The organism is Bacillus paranthracis, from assembly GCF_024296885.1.
Lineage (GTDB): Bacteria > Bacillota > Bacilli > Bacillales > Bacillaceae_G > Bacillus_A > Bacillus_A paranthracis.
The window spans coordinates 4,881,034-4,902,133 of the sequence record NZ_CP101135.1; the positions used below are offsets into that span (position 1 = coordinate 4,881,034).

Genomic DNA, 21,100 nt, shown 5'->3' on the forward strand with positions numbered 1-21,100 from the left:
GAACGAAAAACCGAGTGTCATTGCCACTCGGTTTTTCATAATACCCTTATTGAGATAACTCTACTTCTTTTATCTTCTCTTTCATTCTTGCTTTATCACGATTTAAAATCTCTTTTAAATACTTACCCGTATACGAGCGCTCTTCTTTCACTACTTGCTCTGGCGTTCCGGAAGCAACGATTTGTCCACCTTTGTCTCCGCCCTCCGGTCCAAGGTCAACGATATAATCCGCTGTTTTTATCACATCTAAATTATGTTCAATTACAAGTACCGTCTCACCACTCTCAACAAGACGTTGCAGCACTTCTAGAAGACGTGCAATATCATGCGCATGTAAACCAGTCGTTGGCTCGTCTAAAATGTATAGTGTACGTCCTGTAGAACGACGATGCAATTCAGAAGCTAATTTCACACGCTGTGCTTCACCACCAGATAACGTCGTAGCTGGTTGCCCTAATTTCATATAACCAAGTCCAACATCTACAAGCGTTTGAAGTTTACGCTTAATTTTTGGGATATTAGCAAAGAACTCTACCCCATCTTCAATTGTCATTCCTAATACTTCAGAAATGTTCTTATCTTTATATTTCACTTCTAACGTTTCACGGTTGTAACGTTTACCATGACAAACTTCACACGGCACGTATACATCTGGCAAGAAGTGCATTTCGATTTTAATAATTCCATCACCACGGCACGCTTCACAACGTCCACCTTTTACATTAAAGCTGAAACGCCCTTTTTGATATCCACGCACTTTCGCTTCATTCGTTTGGGCAAACACATCACGAATATCATCGAATACACCTGTATAAGTCGCTGGGTTAGAACGCGGTGTACGACCGATTGGCGATTGATCTATATCGATTACTTTATCTAAATGCTCAAGACCTTTAATCTCTTTATGAGTACCTGGCTTCGCTTTCGCTTTATATAACTTTTGCGCTAACGATTTATATAGTACTTCATTAATCATCGTACTTTTACCAGAACCAGATACACCCGTTACCGCTACAAACGTACCAAGCGGGAATGACATTTTCGCGTTCTTTAAGTTATTCTCCTTTGCACCGACGATTTCCACTTTTCGTCCGTCACCTTTACGTCTTTCAAGTGGAACTGGAATAAACTCTTTACCGCTTAAATACTTACCGGTTAGCGAATTCTCGTCTTGCATCACTTCAGCTGGTGTACCTGCTGATACGACTTGTCCACCGTGAATACCTGCGCCAGGCCCGATATCAAGTAAATAATCAGCTGCCATCATCGTATCTTCATCATGCTCAACAACAATTAACGTATTACCTAAATCACGCATTTCTTGCAATGTACGAATAAGACGATCGTTATCGCGCTGATGCAAACCGATAGAAGGCTCATCAAGAATGTAAAGTACGCCAGTAAGACGAGAACCAATTTGCGTTGCTAAACGAATACGTTGCGCCTCACCACCTGATAAAGTTCCTGCGGCACGACTTAACGTTAAATAATCTAAACCGACGTTCACTAAGAACCCAACGCGCTCCTGAATTTCTCTTAAAATTAAATGAGCAATTTTTTGTTGTTTCTCTGTTAGCTCCACACTTGAGAAGAATTCCTGTACTTCTTGAACAGAATATTTCGTTACATCAGCAATCGTTTTTCCGCCAACGAAAACAGCTAAACTCTCAGGCTTTAAACGTCCACCTTTACACTTCGGACAAGCTTGCTCTGCCATATACTTTTCCATTTGCTCACGAACGTAATCCGAACTCGTTTCACGATAACGACGTTCAATATTTGGAATAACACCTTCAAATAAAATCTCATTTTCCTTTACTTGACCAAATTCATTTACATAGCGGAAATAAACTTTCTCTTCACCGCTCCCGTACAATACTTTATCAAATAAATCTTTCGGTATATCTTTCACAGGCACATCCATATCAACGCCGTAATGATTACATACAGATTGTAAAAGCTGTGGGTAATATTGTGAACTTGTCGGCTCCCAAGGCGCAATCGCATGTTCATTTAATGATAAATCCCAGTTCGGAATAACAAGTTCTAAATCTACCTCTAGCTTTGAGCCAAGTCCATCACAAGAAGGACATGCACCGAACGGACTATTGAATGAGAACATACGCGGTTCTAATTCCCCGATTGAAAAACCACAATGCGGACAAGCATGATGTTCACTAAATAGAAGTTCCTCTTCTCCCATCACATCGATTAACACGCGGCCCCCGCCAAGCTTTAATGCACTTTCAAGAGAATCTGCAAGACGGCTTGCGATCCCTTCTTTTACAACAATACGGTCTATTACAACTTCAATGGAATGCTTCTTATTTTTATCTAACGCAATATCTTCAGACACATCAAGCATTTCACCATCAACACGTACACGAACATATCCTTGCTTCTTAATATCTTCAAGCACTTTCACATGTGCACCTTTACGACCAGAAACGATAGGAGCTAGCACTTGTAATTTCGTACGTTCAGGATATTCAAGGACGCGGTCTACCATCTGCTCTACTGTTTGTGATGTAATTTCAATGCCATGATTCGGACAAATTGGCGTACCAATTCGCGCAAATAATAAACGTAAATAATCATAAATCTCCGTTACCGTTCCAACAGTTGAACGCGGATTACGACTCGTCGTTTTTTGATCAATTGAAATTGCTGGTGACAATCCTTCAATCGTATCTACATCCGGTTTATCCATTTGCCCTAAAAACTGGCGTGCATACGCAGATAACGATTCTACGTATCTACGCTGCCCTTCTGCATAAATCGTATCAAATGCTAATGATGATTTCCCCGAACCAGACAATCCCGTTACAACGACAAGCTGATTTCTCGGAATGGTTACATCAATATTTTTTAAGTTATGTGCTCTAGCACCTTTTACAACGATAAAATCCTTGCTCTTACTCACTCTTTTCACCCTTCCGCTTTTAATTCTAATAGTAAATCTCTTAATTCAGCTGCACGCTCGAAGTCTAACGCTTTTGCTGCTTCTTTCATTTCTGCTTCCATCTTCGCAATTGTCTTTTCACGCTCTTTTTTCGTCATCTTCTTAGCTGGCGTTGCTTCATATGTTTCTGTCTCTTCAGCAGCTGTCGTTGCACGTATCACATCACGCACACCTTTTTGAATCGTTTTCGGCGTAATACCATGCTCTTCATTGTAAGCTTCTTGTATACTGCGACGACGCTTCGTTTCTTCAATCGCAATTCCCATCGATCTCGTTATACGATCTGCGTACATAATAACGCGGCCGTTTTCATTACGTGCTGCACGGCCAATTGTTTGAATTAATGAACGTTCTGAACGCAAGAATCCTTCCTTATCAGCATCTAAAATAGCTACAAGGGATACTTCTGGAATATCTAATCCTTCTCGCAATAAGTTAATACCAACGAGAACATCAAACTTACCAAGGCGAAGATCTCGTATAATTTCAATACGTTCTAACGTTTTCACTTCAGAATGCAGGTAATTCACCTTAATTCCTACATCTTTTAAGTAGTCTGTTAAATCCTCTGACATCTTCTTCGTTAAAGTTGTAATTAATACACGTTCATTTTTTGCAATGCGATCTTGAATTTCTCCTAATAAATCGTCAATTTGTCCTTCAATTGGTCGTATATCAATTGGCGGATCTAAAAGCCCTGTTGGACGAATAATTTGTTCTATTACTTCTGGCGACTGCTCTAATTCATACGGTCCTGGCGTTGCTGAAACGTAAATAACTTGATTCGTTTTCTCTTCAAACTCATCAAATGTGAGCGGCCTATTATCTAAAGCTGATGGAAGACGGAATCCATGATCCACAAGCACTTGCTTACGCGCTTGGTCCCCGTTATACATCGCTCTTACTTGCGGCACTGATACGTGCGACTCATCCATAACAATTAAGAAATCTTCCGGGAAATAGTCTAATAACGTATACGGCGTTGCACCCGCTGGACGAAGTGTTAAATGACGGGAATAGTTTTCAATCCCTGAACAAAAGCCCATCTCGCGCATCATTTCTAAATCATAACGTGTACGCTGCTCTATACGCTGCGCTTCTAACAACTTGCCGTTATCATTTAATTCCTTTAAACGCTCTTCTAGTTCTTTTTCGATATTTTCAATAGCGACCTTCATTTTTTCTTCACGTGTAACGAAGTGAGATGCTGGGAAAATTGCTACATGATCACGTTCTGCTAATACTTCCCCTGTTAACGCATTTACTTCGCGAATACGATCAATCTCATCACCGAAAAACTCAATTCGGATACAATGCTCGTCAAGTGATGCTGGGAAGATTTCAACTACATCTCCGCGCACACGGAATGTACCGCGCTTGAAATCAATATCATTACGCCCATACTGCACATCAACAAGTTCACGAAGCAATTGATTGCGATCCTTCTCCATACCAACTCGAAGTGAAACAACTAACTCGCGGTATTCTTCTGGAGAACCTAAACCATATATACACGAAACACTCGCAACGATAATTACATCATCCCGTTCAAATAATGCAGACGTTGCCGAGTGACGCAATTTATCAATTTCATCATTAATCTGTGCGTCTTTTTCAATAAACGTATCTGTTTGCGGCACATACGCTTCTGGTTGATAATAATCGTAATAACTAACAAAATATTCAACTGCATTATTTGGGAAAAAGTCTTTCAACTCACTATATAACTGTCCTGCTAACGTTTTATTATGAGCCATGACAAGCGTTGGCTTTTGCACTTCTTTAATGACATTTGAAATCGTAAATGTCTTACCCGTTCCTGTCGCTCCAAGCAACACTTGCTTTTTCTTTCCACTATTAATTCCCTCTACAAGCTTCTCTATAGCTACCGGCTGATCACCTTGTGGGGAATACGCTGAGACAATTTCAAATTGACGTTCCAAGAAAATCCGACCTCCTCATAAAAATCTGTATTATTATTTTACCACGAATGCCCATAAAAAACCTAAAAAAACGAACAGATATTCGGTAAAGTTTTCGACAATATATATAGAAAAAGGAAGGAGAGTACACTTCCTTCCTTATCAAATCTTCTTCCGCATGAACAAACAATAAGCACCACACTAATTAAGATTCCACTTCATTTAAAATCAGCTCTTTTTCCTACTGTCATCCTCTCCTATACAAACTATCGGTATACTAAAAAAGCTACTTTCCTCTAAGAAAGTAGCTTCTCTTTCCCCTTCTCCTTCTTCGGAAAAAGAACATATGAAAATGAAATAACTGTATCCACTAAAAGTATAATCGCCCAAACTTGGCTAACCCGACTCGCTGCTTTATTTAAAACAATTCCCGTTTCTAACCAATTACGCCATTGTTCAACCGGGGCAAGACCGTACAGAAAGAAAAAGAAAATATGCACAACAACAAACAAACTAAGGTGCAATACCCAATTTTTTATTTCCTGCTTCGCATAAGCCATACCTGTTAATTCTACCTGTTCTTCTATAATAGGCGCCGGCTCATTCCGCCATTTCGCAACTAATTTTTGCGCAAATATATCAAGCTTCTTCAAATCCTTTTTCCCGTAAAAGACTGCATACAATAAAATGATTACAGTAATGATTTGAAAGTTAGAAAACTTTCCTGTTTGATAATAGTCCACTACCCCTAAAGTTAAAATAAACACTTCATTTACGAGTAGCACAATTCCCATAATAAAACTCGCCTTTTTCAAACGAAATCCGTAACGGAGTAAAAAGAAACCGATAGCCGCTAACCAAAATACAATTTCTGCCCCAATTAAAAAATACCAACGATATTCTGCGAGCATACTCATTTAGCCCTCTCCTTTTCATCATAGATACGAAAAGCTTCATCCATATATAGTAAAAGTTCTTCTTCAATCGGATACAGACTCATTTTCTGTGAATCTTCCTTCGATTTTCTAACTTCCCATAACTTATCTAAAAACGCTTCATCACCATTAGCCATTTCTAAACATTTCTGCATTAATCTCTTCGTTGCCCCTTGTACCTCATCACTAGCTACTTCTTTACCGTCTTTCATAAAAGTACGGAATTGCTTTAATAAATCTACCCATTCTAAAACATTCGGATCTTCCTTACTCATGTTTGGTAAATTATGAAGCAATTTTTGTTCTTCCTTTGAAAATACTTCATTTTGAAATATTTCACGTATACGAGAAGACTGCTTCGAAAGCTGAATCAGTTCAAACATAACTTTCCAATCGAGTTCTCCTTCCACATCTACCGAATAAACAACTGCTTGTAAAACACTCTCCATTCGATTAAATTTCTTTTGTTCTTCTTGTACAAACCGAAGTTGTTTTTCAAGCGAATTTTTTAAATCTAGCTCACCTTTTACTAACATATTCGCAGTTTCTTTTAATGAAAATCCCATTTCCTTTAAAAACAAAATTTGTTGCAAACGAATAACGTCCGCTTCACTATATAACCGATGTCCACCCTCTGTTTTACCACTCGGCTTTAATAAATCTATTTGATCATAATAACGTAATGTACGTACCGTAACCCCTGTTTCTCTCGTCAATTGTTGAATTGAAATCACTACCATCACCTCTTCTCCTTCATTATAAAAGATGACGTTACGTAACTTTCAAGTGTTTTGTAAAAAAAATACAAAAGGCTGTTTATATGCTTCGTATAAACAGCCTTTACGGAAATAACCCCTTTTGCACAGCACGACCACAAAATAAAATAAGTGCCCCAACAACAACACTCGTTGCTGTTTTATGATAATGAGCTGAAACTAATAAATAATACGATAAACCTACAGTACCAAGCATGATACAAATACTCGGCACTGGATTATGAGAGAAGTTCTGCATTCCCCAAAACAAAGCAAAAATAGCCGTAGCGACACATAATACTGGTAATCCCATCCCAGTTCCCCTTTTTCTATCTATTCCTTGTTGCTAACACGCTCGTCGATGCCATACTTATTAATAGACCAAAAATAGCAATATATAATAACTCATTTACATGTACTACTGGCCTGTCTAAATACTTATTTACACAAAGATACATAATGAACAAGAAAACGAAGCTTGTCATACTAATCGTAAAATATGACTTCATCTTATTCACAACTCGCTCATCAATCGACGGTATTCCCTCTTCTTTCAAACGCTTCTGTTCTCTATATTCCGCAATGCCATATAAAATGACTAGTGCTACATTCGATATGAAAATAGTTCTCCATGAAATACTTAACATTATTAAACTCGCATTTAAAATAAGCTCCGCTAAAAATAAACTTCCTATAAACCTTATAACATCTTGCTTACTCATACATGATCCGCCTCTTTTTGATTTCTATACTTCCACTTCGGCCAATAGTTCACAAGAAAATACACCCACAGTCCTAGTACAAATAAAACAAACGGCATACCAGCACTTCCGTAAACAATTAAATTGTACAAACTCCATATGGCTAAACTAATCGCTAAAAACAACCCTAAATATTTAAACGCTTTATCTGACTGAAATCTCTCAAACTCATCTTGCATTTTTCATTCCTCCTATCACTATGCTCGTTTGCCTACCATAACTCCTATGATGAGACTACCCGCAAATAAGGCACTGCATATCAGAAATATTTCTTGCACTGGTATAACAGTCCTGCCTATTACTTTACTCGCAACAATATAAATAATAAGAAACAGAAATGCGAATACAAATGAGACGTTTACATGCTTTTTTATATTTTCATTTACTCGCTCATCTATATCGGGAAGTTCTTCTTTTCTGTACTTACGATTTTTGTAATTTGTATACAACACTAGAAATACAATCGCTAAAATATTACTACATACGAGCGGTAAAATTGGTATAGCCGGATTCATAATATGAACTATAACGTCTCCCAAAAACAATCCAAAAGTCGCACCGATCACTAACTTTTTCGTATCGTTCATTTTTCCTCCCCTTACTCTAGCGTAAATATTTCTTCCACCTTCACTCCAAAATATTTGGCAATTTTTAAGGATAACTCTAGACTCGGATTGTAATGATGGTTTTCAATCGCCACGATTGTCTGCCGCGTCACCTGCATCGCCTTTGCCATTTCAACTTGCGTTATATGATGTTGCTTTCTTAATTCTTTAATTTTATTTTTTACACCCATAGGCTCCACCTTCAAAAGTAAAGATATCTTTACTTGAATTATAAATATTTTCCAATTATAAGTAAAGATATCTTTACTTATAATTGGAAAATATTTCACTGAACATCCACTCTAACAAAGTACAAGAGTAATTCAATTTATATCGGCGATTTTTCAAATATATCGACTTACTGACGTCCGTAGCAAGATAAGCATAAGAAAAAGCTGTCCCTAAATACCTTCGGGAACAGCTTTCTCCTCTACTACATAAATCCTAACGCATATACAAGAACATATCCAAGCACCGATAAGCAAACCGAGCCAATTAGCCCTGCCACGAATGCTTTGCTTCCTAACTTACGGAACGTTTTAAACTCTACATTTAAGCCAAGCCCTGCCATCGCCATTGCGATAAGCATATAAGCGATGACTACAATATATCCCGCAACAACTTCTGGAATCACGCCAAGAGAATGCACCGCACTCATCGCTAAAAATCCGAAAATGAACCACGGAATTGGAAGGTCGCGCCATGATCTTTTTTCCTTGCTTCCCTCACTCTTACCAAACCATAGACCAATTAAAATCGCTACTGGTACAAGCATTGCAACGCGCGTTAACTTCACGATAACTGCGATGTCTACAGCCGTGCTTCCTCCTGGCGCCGCAGCTGCGATAACATGAGCGATTTCGTGCAGCGTCGCACCCGAGAATACACCGTAGCCGTACGGAGAAAAGCCAAGCACTGGATATAATAGCGTATAAATAAGCGTAAATATCGTACCTAAAATAGCAATGATTGCAGCCCCAACTGCTGTTTCATCATCTTTTGCTTTCACTTGCGGCGCAATTGCCACGACCGCTGCCGCGCCGCAAATTGCTGTTCCACATGCTGTTAAAATCCCAAGTTTCTTTTCTACCTTAAATACTTTCGTTAGTCCGTATACAACGAAAATCGTAAATGTAATAACAACCGCAGCGATAACCAATACTTTCGGCCCTGCCTTCGCAATATCAACAAGATTTAATCGCATTCCAAGTAAGATAATCCCAAAGCGAAGCAACTTCTTACTCGCAAAGTTCGTCCCCGCAATTGCTTCATGAGGGACTCCAATTGCCGCACGCCAAACCATCCCAATTAGAATAGCAATTACTAATTGTCCCATAATATTTAAAAATGGAAGCTCCGCTAAATATTTCGCCACGATTGCGATTAATAGTGTAATCCCAATTCCTTGCGAAAATCCAAAACGCTTCTTCTTTTGTATAACAAGTGTTTGTTCCACTTTGAACCACTCCAATAATCGTATTGGAACATGCATGTTCTTTCTACTTACATTATAAGAGAGTTTCTATAATAAGTTTAATACCAATACCAAATCTCTATCATCAGAAATACTTATGATAAGATGATAGAAAAAGAAAGGAGCAGATAATATGAACGTAGACATTTTAAAAATTTTTGTTACTGTCGTTGAGCAGAAACATTTCTCCCGTGCAGCAGAATTATTAAACCTTTCACAGCCTGGCGTAAGTATGCACATTCGCAACTTAGAAAACGAATTTGGAACTACACTCATTCAGCGATCCCCGAAGCACGTTCAAGTGACCGAGGCCGGAAACATATTATATATACACGCAAAGCAAATGCTCTCTCTTTACGAAGATGCCAAACAAGAAATTAACGAACTACATAACGTTGTAACAGGAACGCTTCGCATCGGTGCTAGTTTTACAATTGGCGAATACTTACTTCCAAAAATACTCGCTAATTATGCCAATGAAAATCCACGCGTCGAAGTTCATACCTTTATTTCAAATACAGAAGACGTTTTGCAAAGCCTTCGCTCTAATCAAATTGATATCGGCTTAGTGGAAGGGCAAGTCGTATACGCCGACGTTGATGTTGAAACGTTTATGCAAGATGAAATGAAACTCGTCGTCCCGCCAAACCATCCACTACTCCGCACAAATGAAATAAATGAAAGGACACTCCAAGATCAAGTGTGGGTATTAAGAGAAAGCGGTTCTGGAACACGTGCTTATAGTGATCGCTTTATTCATCAACACCATTTAAAAATGAAACGATTCTTTACCTTTAGTAGTATCCAAAGTGTAAAGGAAGCTGTCGCTGCCGGGCTTGGCATCGCTATCCTTTCTGATTGGACTGTACGGAAAGAGCTACTGGCAAAAGAACTATTCCACGTCGAAGTTCCAGATGAACAACTCATCCGTCCATTCTCCATCGTGCGCGGCAAATATTTTATTCCGTCTAAAGCTATTCAAGTGTTTCTAAATCATGTAAATTCTTTTGCGAAAAAACAGCATTGACCTTCACATTAGTGTGAAGGTTTACAATACATGTAAAAGGAGTGAAACGCATTGCGAATTGGGGAGTTATCAAAAGAAACTGGCGTTAGCGAAAGGTCACTAAGACATTACGAAGAAAAGGGATTGCTCCCTTCGAAGCGCCTCGCAAATGGCTATCGTGATTTTGACGAAAGTGCCATCGAAAAAGTGGAGCTTATTCAAATGTACTTACAAATTGGCTTAAATTTAGAAGAGACGGCAAGGATGCTGCGCTGCCTTGAAATTGAACCGCACTTATACGACAATCCGTGCAGCAGCATCCTTACACTTTATGAAGATAAACTTAATGAAGTAACAAAGCAAATCTCATTGCTTTCCAATATTCAAACGAATTTGCAAAAACACGTTTCACTCCTAAAACAAGCAAAAGAAAAGGAATGATTACATGTTTGTTATACACGGCAGTTCAAGACAAAATGGAAATACGGAAGCTTTAACACATATGATGGTTGATGGAATTGAAACAGAACAAATTTATTTACGTGATCACACAGTCTATCCTATTACAGACCAGCGTCATGATGCAGAAGGATTCCAACCTGTAGATGATGACTACGAGCAGTTAACGAAACGCATGTTAGAGCACGACACAATTATCTTTGCTACACCATTATATTGGTACGGGATGAGCGGTCATATGAAAAACTTCGTCGATCGCTGGTCACAAAGCTTGCGCGATACATCTCTTCATTTCAAAGAAAAAATGAAAGGTAAAAAAATGTACATTGTTATCGTTGGCGGCGATAATCCGAAACTAAAAGCATTACCGCTTATCTCCCAGTTCCAATACATCTTTGATTTTGTTGGTTCATCATTTGAAGGTTATATTATTGGGGATGCGAATGGATTAGATGAAATTCAAAATGATGCTGAGGCGATAGCTAAGGCACAAGTTTATAATAACGAATTCAAAAATCACAAGCTGAAATAAGTTTGACAAACTATTTAGACTTAGCGACGCAAGAAGAATTAGAAAGCATGTTACAAGAGTATCCTGGCACTATACTTTTCATCAGCCATGACCGTGCCTTCATTCGTTCTGTTGCAGACCATATTCTACAAGTAGATGAGAGTGAACCAAGAGTATTCCACGGTAATTACGAGCAATACACAAACAGAACAACCGGGGATTCTGTAAACGTTACTGAACAAGAATTATTACGATTACAAACAAAATTAACAGAAATCATCGGCCGAATTTCCATACCAAATCAGCACGATGACATCAAATCTCTCGAACAAGAATACGAAACATTATTAGTTCAAATCCAGAAATGTAAAGAAGCACTCTAATGTCTTCCCTATATATCGACGGGACCTGCCGCATTTCCCAAGAAATATTGAAACTTCGACATATAAAGTAAAAAGCCGTGCACCAGCACGGCTTTTTACTTTATCCCGCATTAACGGGCAGTAAGACTCCCACCTCAAAATTCGGTTAAGGCAAAGAAGGTAGATGGGAGACCAACTGCCCGTTAATGCCCGATTGGTTCAACTAATAATCAGTGGGGAACAAACACCCCACTGATTAAAGTTTCACTTTATATACGAACAGCAGTCCCGCTCACCGCGACCATTAACATCCCTTCGCGAACTACTTCGTAATCCACGTCGATGCCAACAATTGCATTCGCATTTTTTTGTCTTGCGAGAGTTTTCATTTCTTCCATTGCGATGTCACGTGCTTCTTTCAATTTGCTTTCGTAAGCGCCTGAGCGACCGCCGACAACGTCACGAACAGAGGCAAAAAGATCACGAACGATATTCGCGCCCATAATCGCTTCTCCATTGACGATATCGATATACTCAATAATTTCTTTTCCTTGAATTGTAGACGTTGTTGTTACAATCATACTTTATTTCCTCCCATATGAGATTTCCATCTACTTATATGGTGTGCTAATTGGGCAAAAATTATATTTACGAACTAAATTGCGCTTCGTATAATCTGCTATATCCTCCGCCTTGTTCAATTAATTCATCATGTGAACCTTGTTCTGCAATCCCATCTTTATTTACAACGACGATTCGATCTGCATTTTTAATCGTTGCAAGCCTATGAGCGATAACTAATGTTGTACGACCGACAGATAGTTCAGCAAGTGATTTTTGAATCGCAAGTTCCGTCTCTGTATCTAGCGCAGAAGTTGCTTCATCTAATATTAAAATTGGCGGATTTTTCAAGAACATACGAGCAATCGCTAAACGTTGCTTCTGTCCGCCTGACAGTTTCACGCCGCGCTCACCGATAACAGTATCTAAACCGTCTGGTTGTGAGTAAATTAAGTCTTCTAATTGCGCACGTTTTACTGCCTGCCAAATTTCAGCCTCTGATGCTTTTAAATTTCCGTAAGCAATGTTTTCACGAATTGTTCCTGAGAATAAGAACACATCTTGCTGCACAATTCCAATTTGCTTACGGAGTGAAGATAACGTCATGTCTTTCGTATCAATACCATCAATTTGAATCGATCCAGATGATTGCTCATAAAAACGTGGTAATAGGCTACATAACGTCGTTTTCCCAGCTCCAGATGGTCCAACGAACGCAACCGTTTCACCTGCGTGGATTTTCAAACTAATATCATTTAAAATCGGTTCTTTATTTTCATAACCGAACGTAATGTTGTTATATTGAATATCACCGTGTACATGCCTCACTTCCATTGCATCTTTAGAGTCCACAATATCTGGCTCTGTTTCAAGAAGCTCTACATACCTTTTAAAACCGGCGATCCCTTTCGGATAGCTTTCGATTACCGCATTAATTTTTTCAATTGGACGGAAAAAAATATTCGTTAATAGAACGAATCCGATAAATCCACCGTACGTTAATTCTCCTTGCAGAACAAACCACGTACCACATATTAAGACGAAGAGCGTTACGAGACGCATAAGCATATAACTAATTGACGAATTTAGCGCCATAATTTTATACGCCATTAATTTCGTTGTACGGAAACGAGCATTATTAACAGCAAATTGCTCTTTCTCAAACTTTTCATTTCCGAATGCTTGTACAACGCGGATACCACCAACGTTGTTCTCAATACATGCATTGAAATCAGCAACATCTGAGAATAAACGTCTAAATGTACCTGTCATTTTTTTATTGAAGTAAAGTGCCAACCATAATAAGAATGGAATAACGAAGAACGTTAATAGCGCTAACTTCCAGTTGATCATCATCATAAATGAAAATGCCCCAACTAAAGTCATTACGGCGATAAATAAATCTTCTGGCCCGTGGTGAGCAATTTCCCCAATTTCCATTAAATCGTTTGTAAGGCGTGAAATTAAATGACCTGTTTTATTATTATCAAAAAATCTGAATGATAGCTTTTGAATATGATCAAATAATTTCTGCCTCATATCCGTTTCAATGTTAACGCCAAGCATATGCCCCCAATATGTAACAACGTACTGTAAGCCTGCATTTAACATATACACTCCAAGTAAGCCGACACAAGCCCATAAAATAAGCGTCCAGTTTTGCCCTGGCAATAACTTATCAATAAATTGATTTACGATAAGCGGGAAACCAAGTTCTAGTAATCCTGCGACGACCGCACAAGAAAAGTCGAGTATAAATAAACCTTTATACGGTTTATAGTAAGAAAAAAATTTACGTAGCATATCTTCCCTCCATTTTCCAAAATTAAAAAGACTCCCTAAATGATAACCATTATCAAATAATTATTCAAGTTATCCGTCTATGAAACTGAAAATAAGCTTTGCAATAGTTGTCGTTTTTGGCCGGAAAGTCGATATATTCGAATAATCGCCGATATATTTGCAAAATCGCCGATATATTTCAAGTTGCGCTGATATATTCGGAAAATCGCCGATATAAATTTCATTTACTAACTACCTTCCCCCGCCCCAAAAACAAAAAAAGGTATCACCACAAGGTGATACCTTTTCTTCTATTACATCGCTTCCGAATCCCACTCATGCTCCTGCTGAACAAACACAATACCTAATTCGTGATGTCCACCAGCGTATAATGCCGTTTGAGCAAGGCGAAGTTCTCCATTTGTATCTAAAACTTCTAACTTACAAAATGCTCCTGTCGTCTTCGTTTGAAGCGCATCATAAAATTCCTCAGCACTTCTTGGAATGACTCCATTTACTTTCGTAATCATTTCTCCAGGCAGTAAATTCAGCTCTGCTCCAATTGTATTTGGAATTGTATCTAGTACAACGAGTCCATCATTACGTGCAGCGAAGTACGCTGGTCTTGTTTCATCCGCAATTTTCTCTTGCATGGAAATTGTAAAACGTCCAAGCATTGCAACGCCCATTGCAATAATGGCAAGTACGTGCCACCAATAACTTGCGATTCCTAAAACAAGCACAAGTCCTGCTAATCCGTACACACGTCTTCCTGTAAATAATAAAGCTTCCGTCGGCTCATAACTTCTAATCCTTCTCATAAATCCAATTAAAAATGGAACGAGGAATAAAGAATATGTATCAGAACCGATTGAAACGACAGGCCACCATGAAATAAACTGCGTTACTGCGTCACCTGGTACGAGAATAAAAATAGGAACGATCCATAAACGCTTTGATTCGTGTAAACCAATCTTTAGTCCACGCTTACCCTTCCTAATCTTCGGCGTCGAATATCCTACTGCATTTTTAGAAATCAACAAGCCCTCTACAACGAGCATAATGCCTAGCAAAATAGCAAGGGACACAATTGTATTCTCTTCCCCTTCCCCAAGCTGTAAGAAGGAAACTGGTAGCTTAGAAGATAATAGAACACATACAATCGCGATACTATATGTATAAGCTGCTGATAAATATCGATACATAGCAGTTAATCCAAACAGTAACGTCCAAAGTAAAATGGCCCATAAGCTCGCTTTAGAAACAACAAGTCCGAGCCCAATTGTAATAATAGATACTACTAATCCGTATTTAACTCCCGCAAATAAAGATGTTCGCAGTTCAAACCAAATATCATAAACTTTAAAAGAAAAATCTTTTCGTTCTCGTAACATACGTAAGTATCCAACGAAGATACTACTTATTAAAAATACATAGACAGCAGGGTGTAAGAAAAAACGTCCAACTGCCCGCATTATTTCAAAAATCCATGCCTCCACGAACCCATTCACCACCATTTATATCATTCTTTCTTTTTATATTATCATAACTGGACAAACGTTTGTTTAACACAAAAAAATACAGGCAGCAAACTGCCTGTATTTCTTTTTATTTCGCCATTAATTTTAATGCTGACTGTAATTGTAGATCATTTTCTCCAGAACGGATTTTTTCAATAATTTTCGTTTGAATCGCCTCAGCTGTCTTTTTGTCGAGCTGTCCTGTCGCTTCCATCTTATTCGCATTTTGGAATGCTTTCAGGGCTGATTCTGTCTCTTTACTAAAGTAGCCATCTTCACGTCCTGGTACATACCCTAAACTCTTAAGCATTTCTTGGGCATGTTTTACTTGTACATCATTTGCATTGTATGAAAGTGTCTTTTCAATTTGAATTGGTGTCGCATGATAATAATCTGGTTGTTTCACTTCTACAGTTGGCTTGATTCCTTTTTTATGAATCCAGTTTCCATCCGGTGTTAACCATTTGAACATCGTTAATTTGATATTGCTACCATCTTTAAATGGAACAGCTTGCTGAACAGTACCTTTGCCAAACGTTTTTTCACCAATTAAATCGTATCCTTCTCCCTCTTTTAGCGCACCCGCTAAAATCTCTGAAGCAGAAGCACTTCCATTATCAATTAATACTGAAATTGGATATGGCTTTCTCTCTTTTAGTTCCGTAGAGAATTTCTTCTTCTCACCATTTCTTTGCTCTACTTGTAGCATCGGCTTTTTATCCGTCATAATTTCTCCTAGTATCTCTTCTACACTATTTAAGTAGCCACCTGGATTACCACGTACGTCAATAACTAAGCCTTTTATGTTTTTCTTCTCTAACTCTTTTAACTGATCCTTAAATTCTTTCGCTGTATTTTCAGCAAAAGAAGTGATTTGCATATAACCGATATCTTTTCCACTCTCTTGTTTCACAGAGCTAAACACTGTGAAGATTGGAATTTTTTCACGCTTAATTTTAAATACAATCGGATCAGCTACTCCTGCACGCTTAATTTCAATCGCAACAGTCGTTCCTTTTTTACCACGAATCTTTAATACTGCTTCTTCACGTGATAAATCTTTCACACTATTTCCATCTACAGATAAAATTTGGTCATTCGGTTTAATTCCAATCTTTTCTGCTGGTGAGCCTTTAATTGGAGATACGATAATAAGCTTACCGTCCGTTTTGTTCACCTCAGCCCCAATCCCTTCTAACTCGGGATCAAGCGATTCACTAAACTGTTTAGCCGTTTCTTTATCCATATACGTGGAATAAGGGTCCTTCAGCGTAGACAACATGCCTTGTATTGCACCTTCGACTAATTTTTCATCTTTCACGTCTTCCACATAACGTGAATCAATTAGTGCATACGCCTCATTAATTTTTGCCAAACTCCCTTGCGCAGTGCTAGCGTTTCCATTCGAAATTGTTTGCGTTACTTCTGCTGGGTTAACCCCAAATAAAGACATACCCGCAAACATTCCGCCAGCACCAATTAAAAATGCAACAACCATTCCAATAATTGCAACTCTACGTTTCAATGCGGAATTCCCCTTTCCAAAACACACAGGTGGTGTAGCAAAAGGCATCACACAGTGTGTGATGCCTTTACCTATTTCTACTATATGATAAGCTTGTACGAATTATGTTTGCAACTTTTTATACTTTTAAGAAGCGACGAATTGACATTACACTTCCCCACATACCGATTAAAGCCCCGATTAACACTAGTAAACCAGCTAATTGGAATACGAATGGGTTGTATGGTAGAAGTTCGAAAATTGTTCCGCCAAGTTTTTCGTTAAACACACCTTGCAACGAATTATACGTAACTAGAATTAAGCCAATTGGAATAATTGATCCTAATACTCCTAGGAATAATCCCTCTAATAAGAACGGCCAACGAATAAACCAGTTTGTTGCACCTACAAGTTTCATAATTTCGATTTCTGTACTACGAGCATAAATTGTAATTTTAATTGTATTAGAGATTAAGAACATCGCTGTGAATAAAAGACCAGCAATTAACACAATCCCGATGTTACGACCAGTTTTTACAGTATCAAATAATCGTTCAACTTGCCCTTTTCCGTACTGAACATTACTTACAAACTGCATTTTTTCAATCTTTTTCGCAATTGTTGCTGTATCTGTTGGTTCTTTTGCTTTTACAACGAATACGTTTTTAAGTGGGTTATCTTGTTCAAATAACTCAAATGTCTTTCCGCTATCGCCTAAGCTTTTAATTAAACGTTTTAACTCTTCTTCTTTAGAAGAATATTTAATAGAGTCTACTTTTGCAATCTTACTCATATCATCTTCTAATTTCTTTTGATCAGCTTCTTTTGCTGCTGGATCAATGTGTACACGAATTTCTACATCTTGCTCTACTTTCGTCGCAAAATGGTTCATATTCATAATCGCTGTTAAAAAGACACCTACAAGTAATAATGTAACTGTTACTGCACTAACAGAAGCAAACGTCATCCATCCGTTACGTGATAGATTCTTTACACCTTCTCGCAAATGTCGACTAAGGGTCTTAGCCTTCATATCCGTATCCTCCCTCCATCTCATCTCGAACAATTTTTCCGCCTTCAATCGCGATTACACGATGACGGATTGTATTTACGATATCTGCGTTATGTGTCGCCATAACGATCGTTGTACCACGCTCATTAATGCGCTTGAAAATCTTCATAATATCAAGAGCTGTTTCAATATCTAAGTTACCTGTTGGCTCATCGGCAATTACAACCTTTGGTCTATTAACAATTGCTCTCGCAATCGCAACACGTTGCTGCTCCCCGCCTGAAAGTTCGCTTGGAAGTGCGTCTGCACGATCTTCAAGACCTACAAGACCTAACACTTCTGTTACACGCTCACGGATTGCATCTGGCTCTTCTTCAATTACTTCTAAGGCAAACGCAACATTCTCATATACCGTTAATTTAGGTAGTAATTTAAAGTCTTGGAAAATCACGCCTAATTGACGACGGAAATATGGAACGTCTCTTTCTGCTAATGACTCGATAGTAAGACCATTTACATTAATTGATCCTGTAGATGGCTTCTCTTCACGATACATCATTTTAATAAATGTAGATTTTCCGGCTCCACTCGGTCCAACTACGTATACAAACTCGCCTTGTTTAATGTTAACTGTGAGACCAGCAATGGCTTTCATACCATTCGGGTACTCCTTATAAACATTCGTCATTTTTATCATTATTTATCACCCAATACTTAATGATTTTTTTCGAAATACTTTTCTGTACATTTGAAAATAAAAGCTAAACCTTTATTCTCTTTTAAACCACTCTTGTTGAAGGTAGTCTACTTATACTCTTTTTCTAAGCAATACTACTCTATGTAATATATTTCAGCAAAATTCTACAAACCTCATTGTAACATCAAACGGTTTCCAGTTTGGATACATTTTTGTTACAGTTATGTTACATTCCAAAAAAAGGGAAACGAGTTGATTATATGAATCAACTCGTCCATTTTACCCCTTTTTATTTATGTTCAGCTAACCACTCAGCTACTTTTTTCGCATCTTCACCTTGAATAAGTCCTGGCGACATTGAACCGCGACCTTTTTTAATAATTTCTTCGATATCTGCAGCGTCGTACTTCCCGCCTACTTTTCTTAAATCAGGTCCAGTTGCTCCTGATAAATCTGTTGCGTGACACCCAGCACAACTTCTTTGGAAAATTTGTTCTGCACTGTCTGTACTTGCAGACTGGTTCGAAGGCTTACTCTCTTCTTTATTTCCACACGCTCCTAAAGCAAAAACGACTGATGTTCCTAGCGCAATAGCCAATAATTTCTTTTTCACTTCTATCGCTCCCCATTGTTGATATTCTTTTCATTCCTAACACACTCATTTTCATTATAAGCATTATCTTTATATAGAAAAACTAAGGTGTATTTCATATTCTTCAAAAATAAAGTGAGAACCCTAATGATATAAAGCTTTTATAAGTTGTTTCAATTCTGTGAACAACTTATAAACTTCTATAAAGGATTCTTTTTGAACGGGAATTTAGAAAAATTCTGTAGAAAGCCTTACTCTATTGCCAATCTGTTTTACTATTTTCTACTTTTTACAAAACAATATACAACATTGTATGCTACATATAATCCCATCAAAAAGAGAAGTTGTCGTTTCCAACTTCTCTTCCTCTGTACTTCATCCATATAAATAAAATAGCACTCTTTATGTCCTCTATATCCTCAACGTGCGCCAACAATTTTGTTGGCTTTTTTTCACTTAGCTTATTAGATGCGAGAACGTAAGTAAGCATCAATAAACGGATCAATTTCTCCATCCATAACTGCTTGCACATTACCGACCTCTGTATTTGTACGGTGGTCTTTCACAAGAGAATATGGGTGGAATACGTAAGAACGGATTTGGCTACCCCATCCGATTTCTTTTTGTTCTCCGCGAATTTCATCTAACTCCGCTTGTTGCTCTTCTAATTTCTTTTGATATAATTTCGCTTTTAACATTTTCATCGCATGCTCACGGTTTTTAATTTGAGAACGCTCTGACTGACACGTTACAACCGTATTTGTCGGTGTATGCGTAATACGAACTGCTGAATCTGTCGTATTGACGTGCTGTCCACCTGCTCCACTTGCACGATACGTATCAATTTTCAAGTCTTCTGTACGTATTTCAATTTCAACTTCATCATTGAATTCAGGTACAACTTCACAAGATACGAACGATGTATGACGACGGCCTGAAGAATCGAATGGTGAAATACGTACAAGACGATGCACACCTTTCTCAGCTTTTAAATAACCGTAAGCGTTATGACCTTTAATTAATAAAGTAACGCTCTTAATACCAGCTTCATCACCTGGTAAGTAGTCAACAGTTTCTACTTTAAACCCACGTTTTTCAGCCCAACGTGTGTACATACGTAATAACATAGAACCCCAGTCTTGTGACTCTGTTCCACCTGCACCTGGGTGTAATTCTAAAATGGCGTTATTTTTATCATAAGGATCACTTAATAGTAACTGAAGCTCATACTCATTCATTTCTTGAATTAAGCCTTTTACTTCTGATTCAAGCTCCTCATGTAAATCTTCATCATACTCTTCTTTTAAAAGTTCATGCGTTATTTCTAAATTTTCGAATGTCTCATCTAACTGACGGAAACTCCCAACCATATCTTTTAACGCATTTGCTTCGTTAATGACAGCTTGTGCGCCTTGTTGGTCATCCCAAAATCCTGCGCCCATCATTTTTTCTTCTAATTCTGCAATTTGTTTCTCCTTAGTAGGGAGGTCAAAGAGACCCCCTAAAAGCCGCTAATCTCTTAGCCATTTTCTCTAATTCCTGTCTAATTTCTACTAATTCCATTTCCTTCACCTCTATGTAATTGCTGTTACTTTCGCATGAAAACAAGGGAAACTCTCTCCACTTATGACGGAGAGAGTTTAATCCTTCTTAATTATACATTTTTGATGTAAAAGTTTG

Annotated in this window: 22 protein-coding genes; 4 read left to right on the forward strand and 18 right to left on the reverse strand. The window is 38.1% G+C overall.

Annotated features, from left to right (window positions below):
* Nucleotides 1-46: 46 nt before the first annotated feature.
* From uvrA to NLJ82_RS25460, 10 genes are all read right to left on the reverse strand, one after another.
* Complete coding sequence (gene uvrA / locus NLJ82_RS25415; RefSeq protein WP_000045569.1) at nt 47-2,923, reverse strand: excinuclease ABC subunit UvrA; 2,877 nt, start codon at nt 2,921-2,923, stop codon at nt 47-49.
* A 5-nt stretch (nt 2,924-2,928) separates the two neighbouring features.
* Nucleotides 2,929-4,905, reverse strand: coding sequence for an excinuclease ABC subunit B (gene uvrB, locus NLJ82_RS25420; protein WP_000441048.1), 1,977 nt, complete (start codon nt 4,903-4,905; stop codon nt 2,929-2,931).
* Between the two features lie 275 nt (nt 4,906-5,180).
* Nucleotides 5,181-5,801, reverse strand: a complete 621-nt coding sequence (locus NLJ82_RS25425) for a hypothetical protein (RefSeq protein ID WP_000062166.1) — start codon at nt 5,799-5,801, stop codon at nt 5,181-5,183.
* Entirely contained in the window at nt 5,798-6,559 is a 762-nt protein-coding gene (locus NLJ82_RS25430; protein WP_000260367.1) for a MerR family transcriptional regulator, read from the reverse strand. Before NLJ82_RS25430 ends, NLJ82_RS25425 begins: the two co-directional genes overlap by 4 nt.
* 100 nt (nt 6,560-6,659) lie before the next feature.
* Nucleotides 6,660-6,887: a hypothetical protein gene (locus tag NLJ82_RS25435; RefSeq protein WP_000524119.1), complete on the reverse strand. Its 228-nt coding sequence runs from the start codon at nt 6,885-6,887 to the stop codon at nt 6,660-6,662.
* Between the two features lie 16 nt (nt 6,888-6,903).
* Nucleotides 6,904-7,296 (reverse strand): hypothetical protein, encoded by a 393-nt coding sequence (locus NLJ82_RS25440; protein ID WP_000043107.1) that lies wholly within the window; start codon nt 7,294-7,296, stop codon nt 6,904-6,906.
* A complete protein-coding gene (locus NLJ82_RS25445) occupies nt 7,293-7,514 on the reverse strand; it encodes a hypothetical protein (RefSeq protein WP_001150191.1) in 222 nt (73 codons plus the stop codon). The genes NLJ82_RS25440 and NLJ82_RS25445 overlap by 4 nt, the downstream gene beginning before the upstream one ends.
* Nucleotides 7,515-7,532: 18 nt before the next feature.
* Nucleotides 7,533-7,922: a hypothetical protein gene (locus NLJ82_RS25450; RefSeq protein WP_001000179.1), complete on the reverse strand. Its 390-nt coding sequence runs from the start codon at nt 7,920-7,922 to the stop codon at nt 7,533-7,535.
* An 11-nt stretch (nt 7,923-7,933) separates the two neighbouring features.
* A complete protein-coding gene (locus tag NLJ82_RS25455; RefSeq protein WP_000538359.1) occupies nt 7,934-8,131 on the reverse strand; it encodes a helix-turn-helix transcriptional regulator in 198 nt (65 codons plus the stop codon).
* A gap of 242 nt (nt 8,132-8,373) precedes the next feature.
* On the reverse strand, nt 8,374-9,396 hold the full coding sequence (locus NLJ82_RS25460) for a YeiH family protein (RefSeq protein WP_000438458.1): 1,023 nt from the start codon (nt 9,394-9,396) through the stop codon (nt 8,374-8,376).
* A gap of 151 nt (nt 9,397-9,547) precedes the next feature.
* On the opposite strand from NLJ82_RS25460, the gene NLJ82_RS25465 reads away from it, so the two are divergent.
* The 4 genes from NLJ82_RS25465 to NLJ82_RS25480 are packed head-to-tail and all read left to right on the forward strand — an operon-like array spanning nt 9,548 to nt 11,773.
* Nucleotides 9,548-10,441, forward strand: a complete 894-nt coding sequence (locus tag NLJ82_RS25465) for a LysR family transcriptional regulator (RefSeq protein WP_001100005.1) — start codon at nt 9,548-9,550, stop codon at nt 10,439-10,441.
* Nucleotides 10,442-10,492: 51 nt separating this feature from the next.
* Nucleotides 10,493-10,861: a MerR family transcriptional regulator gene (locus NLJ82_RS25470; protein WP_001219201.1), complete on the forward strand. Its 369-nt coding sequence runs from the start codon at nt 10,493-10,495 to the stop codon at nt 10,859-10,861.
* Nucleotides 10,862-10,865: 4 nt separating this feature from the next.
* Entirely contained in the window at nt 10,866-11,411 is a 546-nt protein-coding gene (locus NLJ82_RS25475) for a flavodoxin family protein (protein WP_000497632.1), read from the forward strand.
* 2 nt (nt 11,412-11,413) lie between these two features.
* Nucleotides 11,414-11,773, forward strand: a complete 360-nt coding sequence (locus NLJ82_RS25480; protein ID WP_000186327.1) for a hypothetical protein — start codon at nt 11,414-11,416, stop codon at nt 11,771-11,773.
* Nucleotides 11,774-12,021: 248 nt separating this feature from the next.
* Here NLJ82_RS25480 and NLJ82_RS25485 read toward each other — a convergent pair whose 3' ends face one another.
* The 8 genes from NLJ82_RS25485 to prfB all read right to left on the reverse strand — a co-directional run bounded on the left by NLJ82_RS25485 (nt 12,022) and on the right by prfB (nt 20,983).
* Entirely contained in the window at nt 12,022-12,333 is a 312-nt protein-coding gene (locus tag NLJ82_RS25485; RefSeq protein WP_000637525.1) for a YbjQ family protein, read from the reverse strand.
* Nucleotides 12,334-12,400: 67 nt separating this feature from the next.
* Complete coding sequence (locus tag NLJ82_RS25490) at nt 12,401-14,116, reverse strand: ABC transporter ATP-binding protein (protein WP_000944630.1); 1,716 nt, start codon at nt 14,114-14,116, stop codon at nt 12,401-12,403.
* Between the two features lie 293 nt (nt 14,117-14,409).
* Nucleotides 14,410-15,612, reverse strand: coding sequence for a PDZ domain-containing protein (locus NLJ82_RS25495; RefSeq protein ID WP_033670100.1), 1,203 nt, complete (start codon nt 15,610-15,612; stop codon nt 14,410-14,412).
* 91 nt (nt 15,613-15,703) lie between these two features.
* Complete coding sequence (locus NLJ82_RS25500) at nt 15,704-17,140, reverse strand: S41 family peptidase (protein WP_000830291.1); 1,437 nt, start codon at nt 17,138-17,140, stop codon at nt 15,704-15,706.
* A gap of 118 nt (nt 17,141-17,258) precedes the next feature.
* Nucleotides 17,259-18,152 carry a permease-like cell division protein FtsX gene (gene ftsX, locus NLJ82_RS25505; RefSeq protein WP_000645018.1) on the reverse strand — a complete coding sequence of 298 codons (894 nt, stop codon included), beginning with the start codon at nt 18,150-18,152 and terminating at the stop codon, nt 17,259-17,261.
* Entirely contained in the window at nt 18,142-18,828 is a 687-nt protein-coding gene (ftsE, locus tag NLJ82_RS25510; RefSeq protein ID WP_000594317.1) for a cell division ATP-binding protein FtsE, read from the reverse strand. Before ftsE ends, ftsX begins: the two co-directional genes overlap by 11 nt.
* A gap of 289 nt (nt 18,829-19,117) precedes the next feature.
* Nucleotides 19,118-19,441: a cytochrome c551 gene (cccB, locus tag NLJ82_RS25515; RefSeq protein ID WP_000727968.1), complete on the reverse strand. Its 324-nt coding sequence runs from the start codon at nt 19,439-19,441 to the stop codon at nt 19,118-19,120.
* A gap of 443 nt (nt 19,442-19,884) precedes the next feature.
* Nucleotides 19,885-20,983, reverse strand: a protein-coding gene (prfB, locus tag NLJ82_RS25520; protein WP_096334510.1) for a peptide chain release factor 2 whose coding sequence is annotated in 2 segments (ribosomal slippage) — nt 19,885-20,910 and nt 20,912-20,983 — 1,098 coding nt in all. Because the reading frame shifts where the segments join, the coding sequence is not laid out codon by codon here.
* Nucleotides 20,984-21,100 lie beyond the last annotated feature (117 nt).